The 18,543-nt window shown below is 44.1% G+C and carries 12 protein-coding genes; 3 read left to right on the top strand and 9 right to left on the bottom strand.

The features are described 5' to 3' along the window. The 4 genes from FLA_RS29955 to FLA_RS29940 form a co-directional block, all read right to left on the bottom strand. Entirely contained in the window at window positions 1-951 is a 951-nt protein-coding gene (locus tag FLA_RS29955; protein ID WP_096511392.1) for a D-alanyl-lipoteichoic acid biosynthesis protein DltD, read from the bottom strand. 2 nt (window positions 952-953) lie between these two features. Beyond that, complete coding sequence (locus FLA_RS29950; protein ID WP_231940363.1) at window positions 954-2,435, bottom strand: MBOAT family O-acyltransferase; 1,482 nt, start codon at window positions 2,433-2,435, stop codon at window positions 954-956. 95 nt (window positions 2,436-2,530) lie between these two features. After that, window positions 2,531-4,615, bottom strand: coding sequence for an insulinase family protein (locus FLA_RS29945; protein ID WP_076379775.1), 2,085 nt, complete (start codon window positions 4,613-4,615; stop codon window positions 2,531-2,533). A gap of 36 nt (window positions 4,616-4,651) precedes the next feature. Next, a complete protein-coding gene (locus FLA_RS29940) occupies window positions 4,652-5,965 on the bottom strand; it encodes a M16 family metallopeptidase (protein WP_096511542.1) in 1,314 nt (437 codons plus the stop codon). 85 nt (window positions 5,966-6,050) lie between these two features. On the opposite strand from FLA_RS29940, the gene FLA_RS29935 reads away from it, so the two are divergent. Further along, a complete protein-coding gene (locus FLA_RS29935) occupies window positions 6,051-7,577 on the top strand; it encodes a helicase HerA-like domain-containing protein (protein ID WP_076379777.1) in 1,527 nt (508 codons plus the stop codon). 2 nt (window positions 7,578-7,579) lie between these two features. Here FLA_RS29935 and FLA_RS29930 read toward each other — a convergent pair whose 3' ends face one another. Continuing rightward, a complete protein-coding gene (locus FLA_RS29930) occupies window positions 7,580-9,493 on the bottom strand; it encodes a RecQ family ATP-dependent DNA helicase (protein ID WP_076379778.1) in 1,914 nt (637 codons plus the stop codon). A 2-nt stretch (window positions 9,494-9,495) separates the two neighbouring features. Next, entirely contained in the window at window positions 9,496-11,649 is a 2,154-nt protein-coding gene (locus tag FLA_RS29925) for a heavy metal translocating P-type ATPase (RefSeq protein ID WP_076379779.1), read from the bottom strand. A gap of 140 nt (window positions 11,650-11,789) precedes the next feature. On the opposite strand from FLA_RS29925, the gene tsaE reads away from it, so the two are divergent. Both tsaE and FLA_RS29915 read left to right on the top strand, forming a co-directional pair. Next, window positions 11,790-12,197 (top strand): tRNA (adenosine(37)-N6)-threonylcarbamoyltransferase complex ATPase subunit type 1 TsaE, encoded by a 408-nt coding sequence (gene tsaE, locus FLA_RS29920; RefSeq protein ID WP_076379858.1) that lies wholly within the window; start codon window positions 11,790-11,792, stop codon window positions 12,195-12,197. 51 nt (window positions 12,198-12,248) lie between these two features. Continuing rightward, complete coding sequence (locus tag FLA_RS29915; protein ID WP_076379780.1) at window positions 12,249-13,463, top strand: alanine dehydrogenase; 1,215 nt, start codon at window positions 12,249-12,251, stop codon at window positions 13,461-13,463. A 106-nt stretch (window positions 13,464-13,569) separates the two neighbouring features. Here FLA_RS29915 and FLA_RS29910 read toward each other — a convergent pair whose 3' ends face one another. From FLA_RS29910 to FLA_RS29900, 3 genes are all read right to left on the bottom strand, one after another. After that, a complete protein-coding gene (locus FLA_RS29910) occupies window positions 13,570-15,474 on the bottom strand; it encodes a DNA polymerase III subunit gamma/tau (protein WP_076379781.1) in 1,905 nt (634 codons plus the stop codon). A 188-nt stretch (window positions 15,475-15,662) separates the two neighbouring features. After that, complete coding sequence (locus tag FLA_RS29905) at window positions 15,663-16,835, bottom strand: hypothetical protein (protein ID WP_076379782.1); 1,173 nt, start codon at window positions 16,833-16,835, stop codon at window positions 15,663-15,665. A 58-nt stretch (window positions 16,836-16,893) separates the two neighbouring features. Continuing rightward, window positions 16,894-18,510, bottom strand: a complete 1,617-nt coding sequence (locus tag FLA_RS29900; RefSeq protein ID WP_076379783.1) for a L,D-transpeptidase family protein — start codon at window positions 18,508-18,510, stop codon at window positions 16,894-16,896. Between the last annotated feature and the right edge of the window lie 33 nt (window positions 18,511-18,543).

The following is an 18,543-nucleotide window of genomic DNA, read 5'->3' as shown; positions in this document are numbered from 1 at the left end:
TTACAATGCCGTAAGCAAGTTGTTTTTTAATTGATGGGTTATCTGCCGGGTAAACATAGTAGCACCGGTTTCAGACAAGTGAAACTGATCTACAAACAAATCATTGGTGTACAATGCCGGATCATGATAGTTCATATATACTCCTCCATTCTGCTCTACTATATTCCTGCACCTGTTAAAGTGCCTGTTCAACTCATCCTGAGAGGAAGAGTTGAGTATAAAAGATTCTTTAATAGGCGCCTGCACAAAAACCAGCTTCACCTGGTTCTTTTTCAGATAATTGCTTAATAATGCCAACTCCTGGTACTGATTGTTGGTATAGTTGTTAGGGAAAGTAAACTGTTCGTTCCAGCGCGATTCAGAAATACGGTCTTTAGGCACATCCAATAACACACCACCACCATCGTCAAAGCTCAGGCTGTTATAGATGTTCCCATTCCTGGCCTGCTCTTCCCTGCCCATTTTACGCGCAATAATCTCCCATAAGGAGTTATAGTTTTTAAAGTAGAAAATGCCACTCCAATGTTCCCGCCAATAGTCGTCGGTACTGAAATAGTTTTTATAAGTAGCTGTATTTTCTGGTTTGCTGAAATCGGGCAGCGACGAACAAATGAGTACATACCTGGGCTTATATTTAGGCACATAGTTAACAGCCATCAGGCGGGTGTCGGCCATTTGCAAGCCCCAGCAAGAGAAATTAAAGTAAGAAGTATCCAAACTATCTACCATCACCCGTGAGCTGATATTATTCAACGTCATAGAAGACCCCAGTGCCATTACATTAGCCTGGCGAATGTTTCGCTGCTGTGCATATTCTACTTTGGCATCAAAACTTACCGAATTTGTAAGCAAGGGAGGATACCCCTTATACATAATAGCTATGTATAAGGCAGCCACCGGAATAAGCATTGCCAAAACGCTGCAACCAAATGCCCAATATTTCTTACTCATATCTAAAATTGAAAATAGATAAACTGACCGTCGCTGGATACACTACCTAGTAACAACAAAAAAACAAACACATAATACGCGCTCCATCTGATGTATTTGGGACGAGTATTTAAAAAACCAATCACACTGGTTTTGCGTTGTACTAAATGCGCCATTTCCAATAATAGAATCACCAACCCTCCGGCGGCAATATCTCTTAAATACAGAAAATTATGTATAGGCACACTACGCAACAGGTTTACCACATCTGCCCCTGTTTCGGTGTAACCGCTTTCAATAATGTATACAGCATCTGCCAGGGTATGCGCCCTGAAAAACACCCAGGCAGTAGCCACCAACACAAAAGTGGTAATCACCTGGAGGATGCTATACACCACCGGCCATTTTCTGATACCGGATGCATCCACCATTTTATTACGCCATTTCCTGGTAACCAGTGCAAAAACCAGGTAAAATCCATTCAATCCCCCCCATATGATGTAGGTCCAGCTGGCACCATGCCATAAACCACTTATCAGGAATACAATAAACAGGTTCAGATACCAACGGGGCACACTTACCCGGTTACCCCCTAAAGGAATATAGAGGTAATCTTTAAACCAGGTAGATAAAGAAATATGCCATCTGCTCCAGAAGTCATTAATGCTTTTAGCGTGATAAGGGCGGTTAAAGTTTTTCATCAGGGTAAAGCCCATCACTTTGGCCGATCCCAATGCGATGTCTGTATAACCTGAAAAATCACAAAAAATCTGGAATGAGAAAAACACAGTCGCTATTACCAGACTAAGACCATGATACTCATGCGGGTGATCATATACATTATTCACTACCATAGCCAGCCGATCGGCTATCACAACCTTTTTAAATACCCCCCAGGCCATTAATTTCAATCCATCCACTATCCGCTGGTAATCAAATTCATGCTTTGTTTTAAACTGGTACAAAAGATTTTGCGGCCTTTCAATAGGCCCGGCTACCAATTGAGGATAAAACATTACATACAGGCTGTAAATACCAAAGTTGCGTTCTGCAGGCTGGTTACCTCTATACACTTCTATAGTGTAACTCATTGCCTGAAATGTGTGAAATGATAAACCGATAGGCAACAGAATGGTCAGATAGGGAATAGGGTTATTTATATGAACACCGTGTAAAAGCAATGTAAGGTTATCGTTAATAAAGTTGTAGTATTTGAATATGGCAAGTGTTCCGATATTTGCCACCAGGCTGGCTATCAAAAAAGCTTTTCTTCTTTTCCCCTGCGACTGTTCAATATAGATGCCGGCAAAATAATCCACCACAATCGTTGCCCCTAATATTAAAATGTAAACCGGCACAAAGGCCATATAGAAATAGCAACTGCTCGCCAGTAATAAAAACCAGCGGTTTTTATGAGGTAAAATGAAGTAAATGGCTGTTACTACTACGAAAAAGTAGAGAAACTGGAACGAATTAAACAGCATAGGGTTGAAATATGCGCTCAAATTAAAAAAAATACGCTTACTTCCAAATTGAAAAACAATTAAAAAGCCGCAAATCATTGCTGACTGCGGCTTTGCGAGTAAAAATACTTTATAGATTATTTGAAGTCGGCTTCTGTTACTCCTTCATTCACCTTCACTTCTGTAACAGCTAACTCCATTACTTGTTGCTGTCCACCTGCTTCCACAGTACGCACAACTTTATAAGGAATCATAATAGCCCCTACCTTTTTGTAATTGCTTACTTCTACCGTTTCATTCATAGTAACTCCCTGCATAACAGCCGAATTCTCAGCCTTTACCAGCAGCTTGGATGCAACATCATAATACTCGGTTTGCACTTTACCGGCAGGAGTAGTTATTTCAATTTTATAGGCGTCTTTACCGGCAATGCTTTCTACACCTTTGGCAGTGATTTTAAAAGCAGCATTGTCCAGGTAATCAAGCTGTTCAACCAGGTAAACGTGTGCTTTTTTATCTGCGAGGTCTTCCTTATCCATAGGCTGTTTTTGGCCCATTTGTTCATGATAGCCATTATTGCCATCAAACACCTGCTTATCCACTACATTTCCCTGCATGCTTACCAATACAGCGCTTTTGTTAGGCGCCAGGCTTTTGGTTTCCAGCACCAATGTCATCCCCTGCATAGTCAATGACATTTTCTGCGACATAGATTTCAGCTTTTTCAGCTCATCCACACCACCCACTGTGTTGAGGTAATCATTCACTACTTTTTTGGCATCAAATGTAGCTTCCGCACTATTGGCTTTTGCAGTTACCGGTTGTGCATACTTATCGTATAAACGAACCGTGTAACCCAGTTTCTTTAAACCAGCTTCTACCTGTGCTGCCTTACCCACTACAATAACCCTGCTGCTGGGGGTGCCAAAGTATTTAACCGCTACACGCTGAATATCTTCTACTGTAACTGCATTTATCTTTTGCAGATAAGTTCTGTAGAAATCTTTAGGCAGGTTATTCAGTATAATGTTGGTAGCATACGTAGCAATACGCGCTGTATTCTCCATACCTAAAGCAAAGCTGCCATTGTATAAAGCCTTGGCTCTTTTCAATTCTTCCGGGTCTACTTTGGTAGTACGTATACGCTTGATCTCGTTTAAGAACTCCAGCACGGCACTGTCTGTTTTTTCATTCCGAACAGAGGCAGAAGCTGAAAAGGAAGTTTGATAGCGGCCTGCATTTACACTGGAATAAGCGCCATAGGTAAAGGCATGCTTTTCACGCAGATTTTTAAACAAATAGCTATCGCTGCCACCACCCAGAATCTGGTTGGCCAGTAATACCGCAAAATAATCGGGGTTGCTTAATGGCAATTCAATGAGGTTGGCTACTCTTATTTCTGATTGTACTGCATTGGGCACATCTACCAGGTCTACTTCTGTAGCAGCCGGATTTTTTACAGCAACCAGCTTAGGTAAAGTAAGTGTAGCGCCTTTCCAGCTACCGAATGCTTCTTCAGCCAATTGTTTTGCCTGTTCAGGCTTAATGTCACCGGTAAAAATTAAAAAACCACGGGAAGGAGTAACATATTGCTGATAAGCAGCCTTTACATCATCCAGGGTAAGATTACTTACCGTAGCTTCTGTTTCAAATTCCCCGCTTGGGTGGTTAACGCCATACAATAAAGCAGGAGCTACGCGACCCGCAATTTCCTTTACACTTCTTTCAGAACTTTTCAGTCCGGTAATAGCCTGTGATTTCAGCTTTTCAAAAGACTCCTGTGGAAAAGCAGGCTGCTGAATGCCTTCGGCCATTAAGCTAAATGCCTTCTCAAAATAACGGGTTAAAGAAGATGCACTACCACCGCTGGCACTTAATTCTACCTCTGCGCCCATCTGGTCAACCGCTTCATCAAATTCCGCCTTGTTTCTTTGTTTGGTGCCTTCATTCAGCATACCACCCATCAGGCTAAGCACACCCGCTTTGGCTCCCTCTGTAATAGGCCCCGCATCTATGGAGTAAGTAGCTGCCACTTTGGGCAGTTTATGGTTTTCTACCACCAGCACGGTAATACCGTTAGCCAGTTGATAGGTAACAGGATCGCCAATGGTAATAACAGGGGCCGGACCTGCCTTAGGACGTTTAGTCCTGTCTATTTTTGTTTGTGCCTGAATGTTGGTTAACAGTAAGGCACCCGCTATGATAAAATATATTCTTTTCATTTAATTTTCTATTTGTTGCTTCACAAAAAACGATGATTACTTACCGGGCAGATAATACAATACCACGCGTTGGTTCTTTTGCAGGTACTTTCTGGCAGCTTCCCTTATTTCTTCGCGTGTAATAGAACGTATTTCGTCCAGCTCTTCGTTAATGCGATTGGTGTTTTTGCTGTAAGTATAACCATCTGCCAGGTTTTCAGCCACACCCAGCATTTTGCTGTTGGCACTTACATAGTTGTTCTCAAACTGGTTTTGAATTTTCTGGTAGTCCGCTTCACTGATCAGGTCTTTTTGCAAAACAGCCACTTCTTCATCAATATCAGCCAGTAAAGAATCCAGAGAAGCATTGTTATTAGGCAAAGCCAGGGTAATATAAGCACCGTAATCTTCCAGGGCATAGTTAAACGCAGCCACCTGTAAAGCATTCTTTTTGTCATCCACCATTTTCTTATACAGGCGTGAGCTTCCTCCACCAGATAAAATAGTAGAGATCATTTCCATTACTTTCGATTCGCGCGTTTTGCTTCCCGGTATGCGGTACGCAGCAATGATAGCCGGAATTTGAATGTTGGCATCATATACACTGTCGATGATTTCATGCGCTAAAGGCCTTTCAACAATAGCAGGCTGCACAACTGGAGCACCTTTAGGAATTTCTTCGAAATAGGCTTTTACCAGCGCTTTTGTTTTTTCAATATCAATGTCACCGGCAATGCTCAATACTGCATTGTTAGGCACATAATATTTTTTGAAGAACGCTTTAAACTCGCCCAGCTTAGCAGCATCCAGGTGGTCCATACTGCCAATAGGCTGCCAGTGGTAAGGATGTTGTGCAAAAAGACGTTTAAACATTTCATCTGCAAACTTGCCATAAGGCTGGTTATCCAAACGCTGCCTTTTCTCTTCCTTTACCACTTCATTCTGTGTTTTCACACCAATTTCATTGATAACAGGGTGAAACATACGCTCACTTTCCAGCCACAAACCCAGTTCCAGCTGGTTGCTGGGGAATAATTCGTAATAATAGGTACGATCCTGTGTAGTGTTGGCATTGGCCTGACCACCATTGCTGGATACAATTTTGTCAAATTCCCCTCTTTTTATATTATCAGTTCCTTCAAACAGTAAATGCTCAAAAAAGTGCGCAAAGCCTGTACGGGCAGTGTCTTCATTTTTAGAACCTACATGATACATAACAGAAACGGCCACAACCGGTGCCGACTTATCCTGGTGGAGGATGACATGAAGCCCGTTAGCCAGGTCATACTCGGTAAACTGAACCTTTTGTGCAACAGCAATAGTACTGGTAGCCACCATTACTATTACAGCGCCCAAAAACTTACTTCGCATACGCATACGATTTTATAATTATGTGGTGATTAAGAAATACGGTGCAATAATAAAATCTTTATTAGCTTAGTTGTAAAGAATTTACATGAGCGCGCAGTTTATACAGGATGTACAGCAGGGATATAGTTTTAAAGGCGAGCAGGCACCACTGGGCTGTGCCATTTTAAACGGCGAACCCATAGCCGATGCGGCCGTTCATTTACCCCTGAAAACCATGAACCGCCACGGCCTCATTGCAGGCGCCACGGGCACGGGTAAAACCAAAACCCTGCAAATGATCAGTGAAATACTGAGCGATGCCAGTGTGCCGGTTTTGTTAATGGATATAAAAGGCGATTTGAGTGGTATTGCAGCCGCCGGCACCATGAACGGAAAAATACAGGAGCGGTACGACAAAATGAAACTGACCTGGCAACCTGCTGCCTACCCGGTAGAGTTATTGTCGCTTAGCACGGAAAAAGGTACCCGTTTACGTGCTACGGTAAGTGAATTTGGCCCGATACTGTTAAGCAAAATACTGGCATTGAACGATACGCAGGGTGGACTGGTAGCCCTGATTTTTAAATATTGCGACGACAACAAATTACCGCTGCTGGACCTGAAAGACTTTATAAAAGTATTACAGTACATAGGAAATGAGGGCAAGGCTGAGGTAGAAAAACTATACGGTAAAATTTCCACTACCAGCACGGGTACCATACTGCGCAAGGTGATTGAACTACAGCAACAAGGCGCTGAAATATTTTTTGGTGAGCCCAGTTTTGATGTAAACGACCTGATGCGCATTAGTGATGATGGCCGTGGCGTTGTAAACATATTGCGCGTAACGGATATGCAAAACAGGCCAAAGCTGTTTTCTACCTTTATGCTGCAATTGCTGGCCGAGCTATACTCCAGCAGTCCCGAAGAAGGCGATTTAGACAAACCTAAGCTGGTGCTGTTTATTGATGAAGCGCATTTACTATTCCAGGAAGCCACCCCGGCCTTATTGGAACAAATGGAAACCGTTATTAAACTCATACGCTCTAAAGGAATTGGCATTTTCTTCTGTACACAAAACCCACAGGACATTCCGGCTTCTATTTTAGGGCAGCTGGGTTTAAAAATACAACACGCGCTACGTGCCTTTACCGCTGCCGACCGTAAAACCATTAAGCAGGCGGCTGAAAACTTTCCCATCACCAGCTATTATCAAACAGATGAGCTACTTACAAAAATGGGGATAGGGGAAGCGTTGGTTACCCTTTTAAATGAAAAAGGTATTCCCACTCCGCTTGTACATACCATGTTATGCAGCCCTAAAAGCCGTATGGATGTGTTAAGTGAGCAGGAAATTGACAGCCTGGTAAGTAAAAGCAAGCTGGCCAGCCATTATAACAAAGAGGTAGATAGCAACAGCGCTTACGAAATACTTACTGCCAAACTGGAACAGGCTGCGCAGCAACAGGAAGAAGAAGCCGATGAAAAGAAAACTACCCGGAAAGAGAAAAAAGAAGAAAGCTTTTTTGATAACCCGATAGTTAAGCAGGCTGGCCGTACTGCCGCTGCTATTATTACACGCTCGTTATTAGGTGTGCTGGGGCTGGGCGGTACCACTAAAAAAAGAAGATAAATTTATACACGATACAGATAGCCATCATTATGCATGGCTATCTTTTCTTCTGCCAGCAAAAAGCGAATCACTTCCTGCACCTTTCCTTCCGCAACATCCGGCAGCTGCGCCACCACCTCTTTTAACGGATACTGCTGTTGGGCAATAACACGGTACACCTCCTGCGCAATTTGCTTAAACTCAGCCGTAGTAATACCAGTGGCCGCTTTGCGGGTCATGCAGTTATCACATACTCCACAATCCCTTCCATTCTCTTCCCCAAAATAGGTAGCAATATACCTGCTACGACACTCTTTTTCTAAGTGCAGATAACGTAGCATTGTTTGCATACGTTGCACATAAAGTTCTTTTCGTTGCGCATAGTTTTTAACATCAATATGCAAAAAATTAGCGGGGGCTCTGTTTAAGATATACTGTATCTGTGGCTTCTCTTTTTGTGGGAGATATTCAATAATGTCTAACCGGTGCAGCTGCATCAACTGCTGTTTCACCTCTTCTACCGTTAAACGGCATAAACGGGCTATCTGCTTTTCATAGATGGCTACATGGTTATCATAAATACCTTCATAACTACGCAACAAACATTTGGTTACCCCGTCTAGTTGGGGGTATACCGTTTCTATCTGAAACAGTTGATCGCGGGCGGCCATAAACTGCACCTGGGCCGGAATAAACACGTTCTCTTTAAAGCTCAGATGCCCTTCCTGCTCCAGCATTTTAATAGCATTCATAGCCAGTCGTGGCTCTAAATGAAAATTGCGGGCAAACTCATTAAAATCAAAATCATAATAAACACCTTCCCCTACCCCCACAGGAATATTCAAATAGTCGGCCAGCGCCTGGTACACCTTCTTAATATCTTCAATGGCAGGGTAACGCATATCAGGCAACTCCTGTAATGCTTCTACATCCTGGTGCTGGTATAACAACACGGCATAGGCCTTTTTACCATCCCTGCCTGCACGCCCTGCTTCCTGGTAGTAATTTTCCAGGCAATCCGGCACATCGTAATGTATAACCGTGCGCACATCCGGCTTGTCTATGCCCATACCAAATGCATTGGTACAAACCATTACCCGCACCTCCCCGCTTATCCATGCTTTTTGTTTGGCACTTCTATCATCCTGCGGCAATCCGGCATGGTAAAAATCGGCTCCAATACCCTGCATCTGCAAAAGCCTGCTCACATCCTGTGTACGGCGGCGTGTGCTGCAATACACAATACTGCTGCCTTGTACTTTTTCCAGCGCCTCCAGTATCTTATTTATTTTACTATCTACCTTAAATACCCGGTAGGCCAGCTCCGGCCTGTCGAACGATTGTTGAAACACCGCTGGCTTTTTCAGCTGCAGGCGCTCTATAATATCCTCCTGCACCATAGGGGTGGCAGAAGCGGTTAAGGCAATACAAGGAACAGATGACGACAGTTGCTTACGCAACTCTCCTATGCGCAGGTAAGAGGGACGGAAATCGTAGCCCCATTGCGAAATACAGTGGGCTTCATCCACTACCAGCAGGGAAATATCCAGTGCATCTATATACTGCAAAAACAAGGGCGTATTCAAACGTTCCGGCGATACATATAAAAAACGGATATCTACATCCCGGGCTACCTCGTCTAATGTACGGCGCACTTCTATATTGTTCATACCGCTATGGATAGCCATTGCCCCTATTCCTCTTTTCTCCAAACCTTCTACCTGGTCTTTCATCAGGGCTATTAACGGCGTTACCACCAGGCATACTCCGCGATGCATCATAGCAGGCACCTGAAAGCATAGCGATTTTCCGCCACCCGTTGGCAGCAGGGCAAACACATCTTTTCCTTCCAGCAGTTTGTCTATGACCATTTCCTGTGCTCCGCGAAAAGAGGGGTATCCCCAATACTTATGTAAAACCGCTATTGATTGCTTCATTCTTATGCTACCTTCTTCCAGTTTAAGCGCACTGAATTAATGGCCAATACTACATCGCTCAGGCCCATTACCAATGCACCGAAAGTAGGACTTAAAAATCCAAAAGCCGCCACCGGAATGGCTATTATATTATAAATGAACGCCCAAAAGAGGTTTTGCTGTATGGTTTTATAGGTGTGTTTGCCAAGGCCCAGCGCCAGCGGCAGCTGCTGCAAGCCGTGGTTCATTAACACCACCTGGGCACTTTGCATGGCTATTTGCGAAGCATCGCTTAACGAGATGCCTACCGTAGCCCTGGCCAAAGCAGGTGCATCATTAATACCATCCCCGATCATAGCCACGGGTGCCTGCTGATTGTACGCTGCAATGCGTTCCAGCTTGCCTTCGGGCGTTTGTTCGGCCACTACTTCCTCTATACCTAAAGCCTGAGCTACCTGGTTACATTTTTCCAGCGAGTCGCCACTCAACAATATGGTTTTAATGCCCCGGGCATGCAAGGCATTTACCACCTGTCTGGCTTCAGGGCGAATATCATCGGCTACATCTATCCAACCCAGCAACTGGTTATTGCGGGTAATGTATATGTTATGGCCACTGTGCTGCGTTAACTCCCTCACTCCCTTAAAAGAAGTGGCCGTGTAGGTATTGCCTTCCTTATCAGTTCCCTGCATACCCAGGCCTTTTATCTCTTCCATTTTAGCCCAGCGTATTTCGTCTTTGCTTTTCCATTCTTTAGCAATGCAACGGGCAATTGGATGGTTGGAATACTTTTCCAGCGAAAAAGCAATTTTTTTAAAGGTATCTGCTGTAGTGCCGGCAGGCTGCTCCCCTTCTCTTTGCGCAGTCATTTCCCAATGCTTCAATGCAAAACTTCCGGTGGTAAGGGTGCCTGTTTTATCAAATACCACCTGTTGTATATTCCGGAAAACTTCCAGACTGCGTGCATTTTTAAACAATACACCATTGCGTGCGGCACGCCCCAGCCCCACTGCAATAGCCGCAGGAGTTGCCAGCCCCATGGCACAGGGACAGGCTATTACCAGCACGGCAATGCTTCTTAACAAGCTTTCGGTAAAAGTATGTTGCCCTATAAACCAGTTGCCTGCCAGTGTTATAAAAGCAATACCCAATACCACAGGCACAAAAATGGCGCTGATTCTATCGGCCAGTTGCTGTACCGGCGGCTTTTCGGCCTGTGCTTCTTTCACCATTTTCAGTATATGACTCATTACTGTATCCTCGCCTACAGCCGTTACATACACTTTTACACTACCATTCTCCAGCATGCTGCCGCCAATCAGTTTATCATTCATCTTCTTTTCTACCGGCGCACTTTCACCCGTAATAATGGCTTCATTTACGCTGGCATTGCCCGATAAAATTTTACTATCCATAGGCACATACTCGCCGCTTTTAATCAGCAGCAGGTCACCCACTTTTAAATGAGTGCTTTCTACCGGGAAAATATGCTCATTATGTGCTTCATCATAAGCTATCATATTGGCCATGATCTTTTGCGAAACGGTAAGCTTACGAATGCTGGCTTGCGTGGTTTCTACCGATTTGTCTTCCATCCAGTTACCCAAAAACACCAGGGTTAAAATGGTAGCGGTAGTTTCATAAAAAAGATAATTACCGGGGTTGCTGCTAAAGGTGCCTATCAGGCTATATACAAAGGCCGCTGTGGCACCCAGCGCCACCAGCACATTCATATTGGGAATGCCCTTTACCAGGCTTTTAATGGCACTACGTCCAAAAAAATCCATCCCTACCAGGTAAACCGGTAAAGTAAGCGCCAGTTGCACCCAATGGTTCATCAAAAAGTGAATATGCACCCCGGGAATCATATGTATCATCAGGGGCAATGTAAACACCAGGCAAAACCAAAAACGTTGCAGGTGACCGGCAAATAATCTCTTAGGTCTGGGCTTACCATCTTTACTGCCCTCTCCATTAGTAACATGATACCCCAATCCTTCTATTCCTTTTTCTATATTCCCTTTGGTATGAGCGTTTTCGGGGAGTTCGAAACTAACATCGCCCCCTATAAAATTTACTTTTACATTATCCAGCCCTTCTCCTTCCAGATATTTATGTATAGTGAGCGCACAATTGGTGCAGCTCATCCCTTCTACCTTCCAGTTCACTTTTTCCATAGTCTAAAGCGTTTTATGATGCCAGTACAAAGTTACCAAGCTTGCAAAGGCGTGCATTTTCGATATTTGAAATATCTTTTTTACATGGTTGCAAAACCCTGTTCCCGCAAAACCTGGCCGGTAAAAATTACCTTTGCCACATGGAAATTACTTTTCAATTACACCAGGTAGCAGAGGTAACCCGCAACATATGGGATCAATACCAGCAACATACCGTGTGGGCATTCCATGGTAACCTGGGGGCCGGTAAAACTACGTTTATACATACTTTATGTACGCATTTACAGGTAAAAGACACCGTTAGCAGCCCCACTTTTGCCATTATTAACGAATACCAGAGTGCTGTTTGCGGTACTATTTATCATATGGACTGGTACCGGATGAAGGATGAAGAAGAGGCCATTATGGCCGGAGCAGAAGACTGCCTGCTCAGCGGCAAACTGTGCCTGGTAGAGTGGCCCGAGAAAGCAGAAGGTATTTTACCAGATAACACACTGCACATTTACCTGGAAGCAGATGGCCCCGAAAGCAGGCGTTTGAGCATATAAAGGCCATTTTTAGCTAAAATTGAGTAATTTCATGCTTTATAAGTAATAGACATGTCAGCAGGAAAGCCTATTGTGAGTCCATCTTTTAAGTATGAAACCCTGGAAGAAAAGCTGGATATAAAACGCCAGGGTGCATCTCTTACCATTGGAATTCCCCGCGAAAATGCCTTTCACGAAAAAAGGATAGCCCTTATCCCCGAAGCAGTGGGTGTGCTGGTAAACAACGGCCACACGGTAGTAATGGAACACAAAGCCGGGGAAGGCAGCAAGTACAACGATAAAGATTATGCCGAAGCCGGCGCTCGTATTGTATACGAAAAGCAGGAGGTATATAAAGCCCCTATCCTCGTAAAAAGTGCTCCTATTACAGAAGAAGACATCCCCTTTCTGCAACTGAATCAAACCGTTATATCTCCCATTCACCTGTCGGTGTTAAAGAAGTCGCTGATGGAAAAGCTGATGGAAAAGCGCATTACCGCACTCAGCTTTGAGCATCTGAAAGACGACAGCGGCACCTTTCCCATCGTACGCAGCATGAGTGAAATTGCCGGAAGTGCTGCCATGCTTATTGCCGGTCAGTACCTGGGCAGCCCTAACGATGGCAAAGGCGTGTTATTAGGGGGTATCAGTGGTATTCCGCCTGCCAAGGTTATTATTATCGGAGCAGGTGTGGTGGGCGAATTTGCCACCCGCACCGCATTGGCACTGGGCGCTTCTGTAAAAGTGTTCGATAATAATGTATACCGCTTAAAAAGATTGCAAAACAACCTGGGTATACGCGTTTGGACCAGTGTGATAGAGCCCAAAATACTGGCCAAACAATTAAAAACCTGTGAGGTGGCGGTAGGTGCTTTAAGCAATGATAATGGCCGCTGTCCCATTGTAGTTACGGAAGAAATGGTAATGGCCATGCGCCCGGGTGCAGTGATCATAGATGTGAGTATAGACAGGGGCGGTTGTTTTGAAACCTCCGAAATAACCACACACGACCAACCGGTTATTATTAAGCACGACGTTATCCACTATTGTGTACCCAATATCCCCAGCGGATTTGCCCGTACTGCCAGCCAGGCTATCAGTAACGTGCTGATGCCATTGCTGTTAAGCGCCAGCGATGAAGGTGGATTTGACGAGATGGTATGGCACAACTTTAACCTGCGCCACGGCATTTACCTATATAAAGGAGCCCTTACCAACTTTTATATCAGTCAACGTTTCGATCTGAAATATACCGATCTGAATTTATTGATTGCCAGCAAAAGATAACCACTTTATCTGCCCTCCACCCTGACATCTATAAACAGGAATGCCGGTTGATGTACCGGCAAGTATCCACCTGAGCGGATGATATTGTGCAGCAACCGGAACCGGATTAATAATCCAGTTCCAGCTTCAGCCTGTCTTTTAACTCTCTTAACCACGGATAAGTATCAGATAGCTTATCAAACTTCTGACGGCTGTTTAAGCCTAAATTTACCGGTACCTCTTCCGCTTCTTCCTCCTCGTTCAATATCACATAATAGGCTATACTGCGGTTATAGAAATGCTGTTGAATAGTATCCAGTAAGATAATGCGCTCCTGCTCAATAAAGGTTTGCTGAATCAGTGAGTTTACTGTTACGCTAAAACGCACTTCCGACTCAATGTTAATTTTACTAAGCCTGAAAGTATTGGCGGCAGAAGGCTTTTGCATCCCTTCCAGCTTTTGCGCATAAGCATCCCATACCTCACGCAGCCTTTCCATGCTTAAAGGCAATGCTTCTTTTACTTCTTCAATCTGGTACTGATCGCCATACTTATCACGCAGTGTATCCAGCAACGACTTCTTGCCTTTAGCAGGTAATGCTGTTCTGTTCATGGGCACTACCGGGGCACGACCCTGCGGCTCGGCCACTGCGGCGCCCGTGTTCACCACCACATTGTTCATACCGGGATTACCTGCCGTCGAAGTCCCACCGTTGGTAAAACCACCATTACCATTGTGCATGCTTCCACCAGACGCACCGCCGTTAGGTTGCGGGGGCCTTGCAACTCCCCCCTGGTTGTCGATATATAATTTAGCCCCTACTGTAGCAGCAGCTGTTTTTTGCTGCAGGGAAGGAATCATGCGCACTTTTAGCGCAAGGGGACCATCAATTCGTTTTTTTTTTGCTACCACACCGTTTTCAACGCTGAGTTCCAATGCCTGCTGTAAAAAGTTGAGTTTGATGAGGGTAAGCTCTACGTGCAGGCGTTTGTTACGCGCCATTTTAAAATGAATCTCCGCTTCATTCAAAATATTCAGTGCACTTACCAGGTAAGCGCCGTTTGCTTTAGCAGCAGTAGACGTATACTTGTTCTGCATGCCTTCTACCACATCTAATAACACTGCCGCTCGCGGATCTTTACATACCAGCAGGTTACGTATAAATTCAGCAAAACCGTTCAATACCAGGTCGCCTTCAAAACCTTTCCGGTTAATTTCATCATACAACAGCATGGCTCCGGCCAGGTCTTGTTGCATCAGGTAATCCAGTAAGCGGAAAAAGTAATCATGGTCCAGTATGTTCAGGTGCTCCAGGGTGTTATGGTAGGTAACTTCCCCATTGGTAAAGCTGACTATTTTATCCAGGATACTCAATGCATCCCGCATACAGCCTTCGCTTTTCTGGGCAATTACCTGTAAGGCACCTTTTTCGGCCTTAATCTCTTCCTTATCTGCTATTGACTGTAAGTGATCTACCGTATCGTTACCGGTAATACGTTTAAAGTCGAATATCTGACATCGGGAAAGAATGGTTGGTAATATCTTATGCTTTTCGGTAGTGGCCAATATAAAAATGGCATAGGATGGCGGCTCTTCCAGCGTTTTCAAAAACGCGTTAAAGGCGCTGGCACTTAACATGTGCACCTCATCCACAATATATACTTTATATTTACCGGCCTGTGGCGCAAAACGCACCTGCTCTACCAGTGAGCGGATATCATCTACCGAGTTGTTACTGGCAGCATCGAGCTCGTGAATATTCAATGAAGTGCCTTCATTGAAGGTGCGACAGGAATTACACTGGTTACAGGCTTCCCCATCCGGTTTTAAACTCTCACAGTTAATAGTTTTGGCCAATATACGCGCGCAGGTGGTTTTACCTACACCACGTGGCCCGCAGAACAGGAAGGCATGCGCCAGCTGGCTGTTCTTAATGGCATTTTTGAGTGTTGTGGTAATATGCGCCTGCCCCACCACAGTATCAAACTCCTGGGGCCTGTACTTCCTCGCCGAAACAATAAACTTATCCATATCGACTGCAAGATACTTTTTAAAGCAAAAAACACCACTCTCTATATCCTTAAAGTTACCCCCACCCTTACCCGCGTCTGTGCGAAAAACCAGACACATTTTATTTCCTGCACCACAATAAAAACAACAGGCTATAAACGAAAAACGGGAACCATTCCGTTCCCGCCTTCAAAAATCATATTCAACAACTATTTGTACTCCATAATCGGATGGCGCTCAAATGGTTTGTTTCTATCGAATAAGAAACGGTAGGTAACCATTCTTCGACTTTGCTCGCCACCCAGGTGCTTGTAAATATTAATCATCTTCGGGTTCCAGTCGCCACTCCAGCCCATTTCGTACCGGTCGTACCAGCCTTTACCCTGTATCAGCAAAGCGCCTTCATAAATCATAAAGGAGTCTACACCCAGTGCCTGGAATTTAGGAACTACCCCAAAAGCCACACCAGTAAAAATGCGGCAGGCATTGTTCTTTTTCATTAGCAGCAAACGCAGCTTCTGTAACAGGCCCAGTTTACCGTTAAACCGTTTAAAATACTGGTTCAGGTCAGGAATGTTAATCCACATAGCAATAGGCTCTTCTTTGTAATAGGCAAACCATATCAGGCGCTCATCCATTACAGCCTTCATTTTATTAAACAGCTTCAATACTTCCTGGGTCGTAATTTCTTTGGCCTCTCCATGTTGTGCCCACGCAGCATTGTATACCGTTGCAAAATCCTGGGCATGCTTTTCCAGGTTTTTCACATCAATATGTTTTGCTTCATAACCCGCTTTGCTTTTAAACCGGGCATGACGCTCGGCAAAACGTGCAGGCAGCGGATCATTTACATTCATCGCATAGTAATACTGGTTGTAAAAGTTGCTAAACCCGTATCCTTCCAATAATGCTTCGTAGTAAACAGGATTATAAGGCATACCATAAATAGGCTCCTTGTCAAACCCCTCCACCATCAGCCCCCACCATTTATCCCTGTCGCCAAAGTTGATAGGCCCATCCATCGCTTCCATACCTTTGCTGCGTAGCCACTCTGCTGCGGTATCAAACAACTTATTAGCAGCTGCCTGATCGTTGATGCAGTCAAAAAAGCCCACACCACCTGTTGGGAAGTCTGTGCCAAAGTTCACGTACTTGCTGTTGGTAAAAGCGGCAATACGCCCTATTAAAGCACCTTTGTCGTCTTTTAATATCCAACGCTTTGTTTCACCGTATTTATAAGTTTTGTTTTTGCTGGTATCAAAAACATCATTCACTTCATTATCTAAAGGGCGTATATAGCAAGGATTACCCTTATTAACGATTACATTCACGTTAATAAAATCCCTGGCTGCAGAAGGGTTGTTTACTTCAATTACCTGCATGTAACTTTTCAGTTTAGTGCAACGAAAGTAAAGCATTCACCCTATAAATGCTTCCCCCTTAGTTTTTCACAAATAACTTGTCGGCCATCTTAGCATCATGACCATAGATGTCTTTGCGGAAATTAAGCTTACCTTCTCCATCTACCCAGGCCGTCAGGTAACAGATAAATACAGAAACCGGGTTGCTTACAGTTACCCATTTCTCCTTAGAGCCATGCATGGCGCTGTCTATTTTTTCAGTCGTCCACTCTTTCTGATCAGCCAGCAGGTAACCAGCCATTTTAGCGGGCTCGGCAATGCGTATGCAGCCATGACTAAAGCTGCGATTGGTTCTGTCAAACAAATCGCGGTTGGGTGTATCGTGCAAGTAGATATTATAATTATTAGGAAACAGGAATTTCACCAACCCCAATGAGTTTTTAGGTCCCGGTTTTTGTCTTACCACGGGCAGGCCACCCTCTTTACCGGTGATTTCCATATTCTGCCTTTCGAGGTAATTGCTGTTGCGGGCCATACCTGGCACCACTTCATTTTTTACTATACTGGAAGGCACATTCCAATAGGGCGCAAACACTACATACTTCAGCTTGCCGTTGAAGATAACTGTGCTATTGCCTTCTTTACCTACAATCACATTCATATCAAAAGCCTGCTTTCCTTTTTCAAATACATGTAGTTTGTATTCCGGAATATTCACCAGTATATAATCCGAATCTTTATCACTCGGCAGCCAACGCATACGTTCCATGTTTATCAACACCTGTTGCACACGTTGCTCCAGCGGCACGTTCAGTTCTTTTATAAAAGAAGGAGATATTTTGCCATCCACTGCCAGGCCTGTGCGACGCTGGAAGCTTTTCACCCCATCGGTAAGGTCTTTATCAAAAATAAAAGCAGTACTGTCAGATGCAGATGCCGCCAGGTCTTCCATTAATTGCAGACGTTGTTTTACCAAAGCAATAATGCTGTCTTTATCTCCCTGCTTAAATGTTTTTTTAGTAACAGGTATCGAATCCCAGCTTCCCTTCTTCTCCAGATTATAATACTTAGGTAAAAAGCTTTGCAGTTGCGTATACTGTGGGTTTAACGGCGTGTATTCCGATACATTTTTGCCTTTGGATTTGATCACAGAATCCAATACAGCAGTAAGGTCTATTTTTTTACGTGGTATAAACCAACCCAGTTGTGTTACATCGAGGTCGGTGCCTTCATACACTTTAGAAGCGTATTTAAAAAACTGGCCGGTAAAGTATAGTTCGGTTTTTAAAATCTCATCCTTGTTTTTCATATGCCCCGAATCGGTAGTAAAATCGGCATACAGCTGCGACAGTTTTTTGCTATACAGGGTACTGTCCTTTAATTCTTCTACCGTGCTGGACAGCAGGTTTAAAAAATTGCCGGCCTGCTCACCTAAACCGGTGCTGTCGAACCAGGCATACTCGTAGTTGCGATGTTTATAAAAATCGGAGAACTGAGCGCCATAAGGTTTAAATACTGTGTCTTTGTCAAGAAAATTTTGAATACGTGTACTATCCAGGAACAGGTTGTTGAAGGAAGTGCGGGTGTTAATGGTAGTATCTCTTACTACCTCTTTTTTACGGGTTTTGTTTTTACATGCCCATATGCAGGCACATGCCAATACAGCAGCTACGCAGGGGTAAATGTATTTCTTCATGGTTACGGTTTTCTAACGGTTACAGTGATAAAG

The sequence above is a fragment of the Filimonas lacunae genome, from assembly GCF_002355595.1.
Classification (GTDB): Bacteria; Bacteroidota; Bacteroidia; order Chitinophagales; family Chitinophagaceae; genus Filimonas; species Filimonas lacunae.
This window is presented reverse-complemented; position numbering and strand designations above follow the sequence as displayed.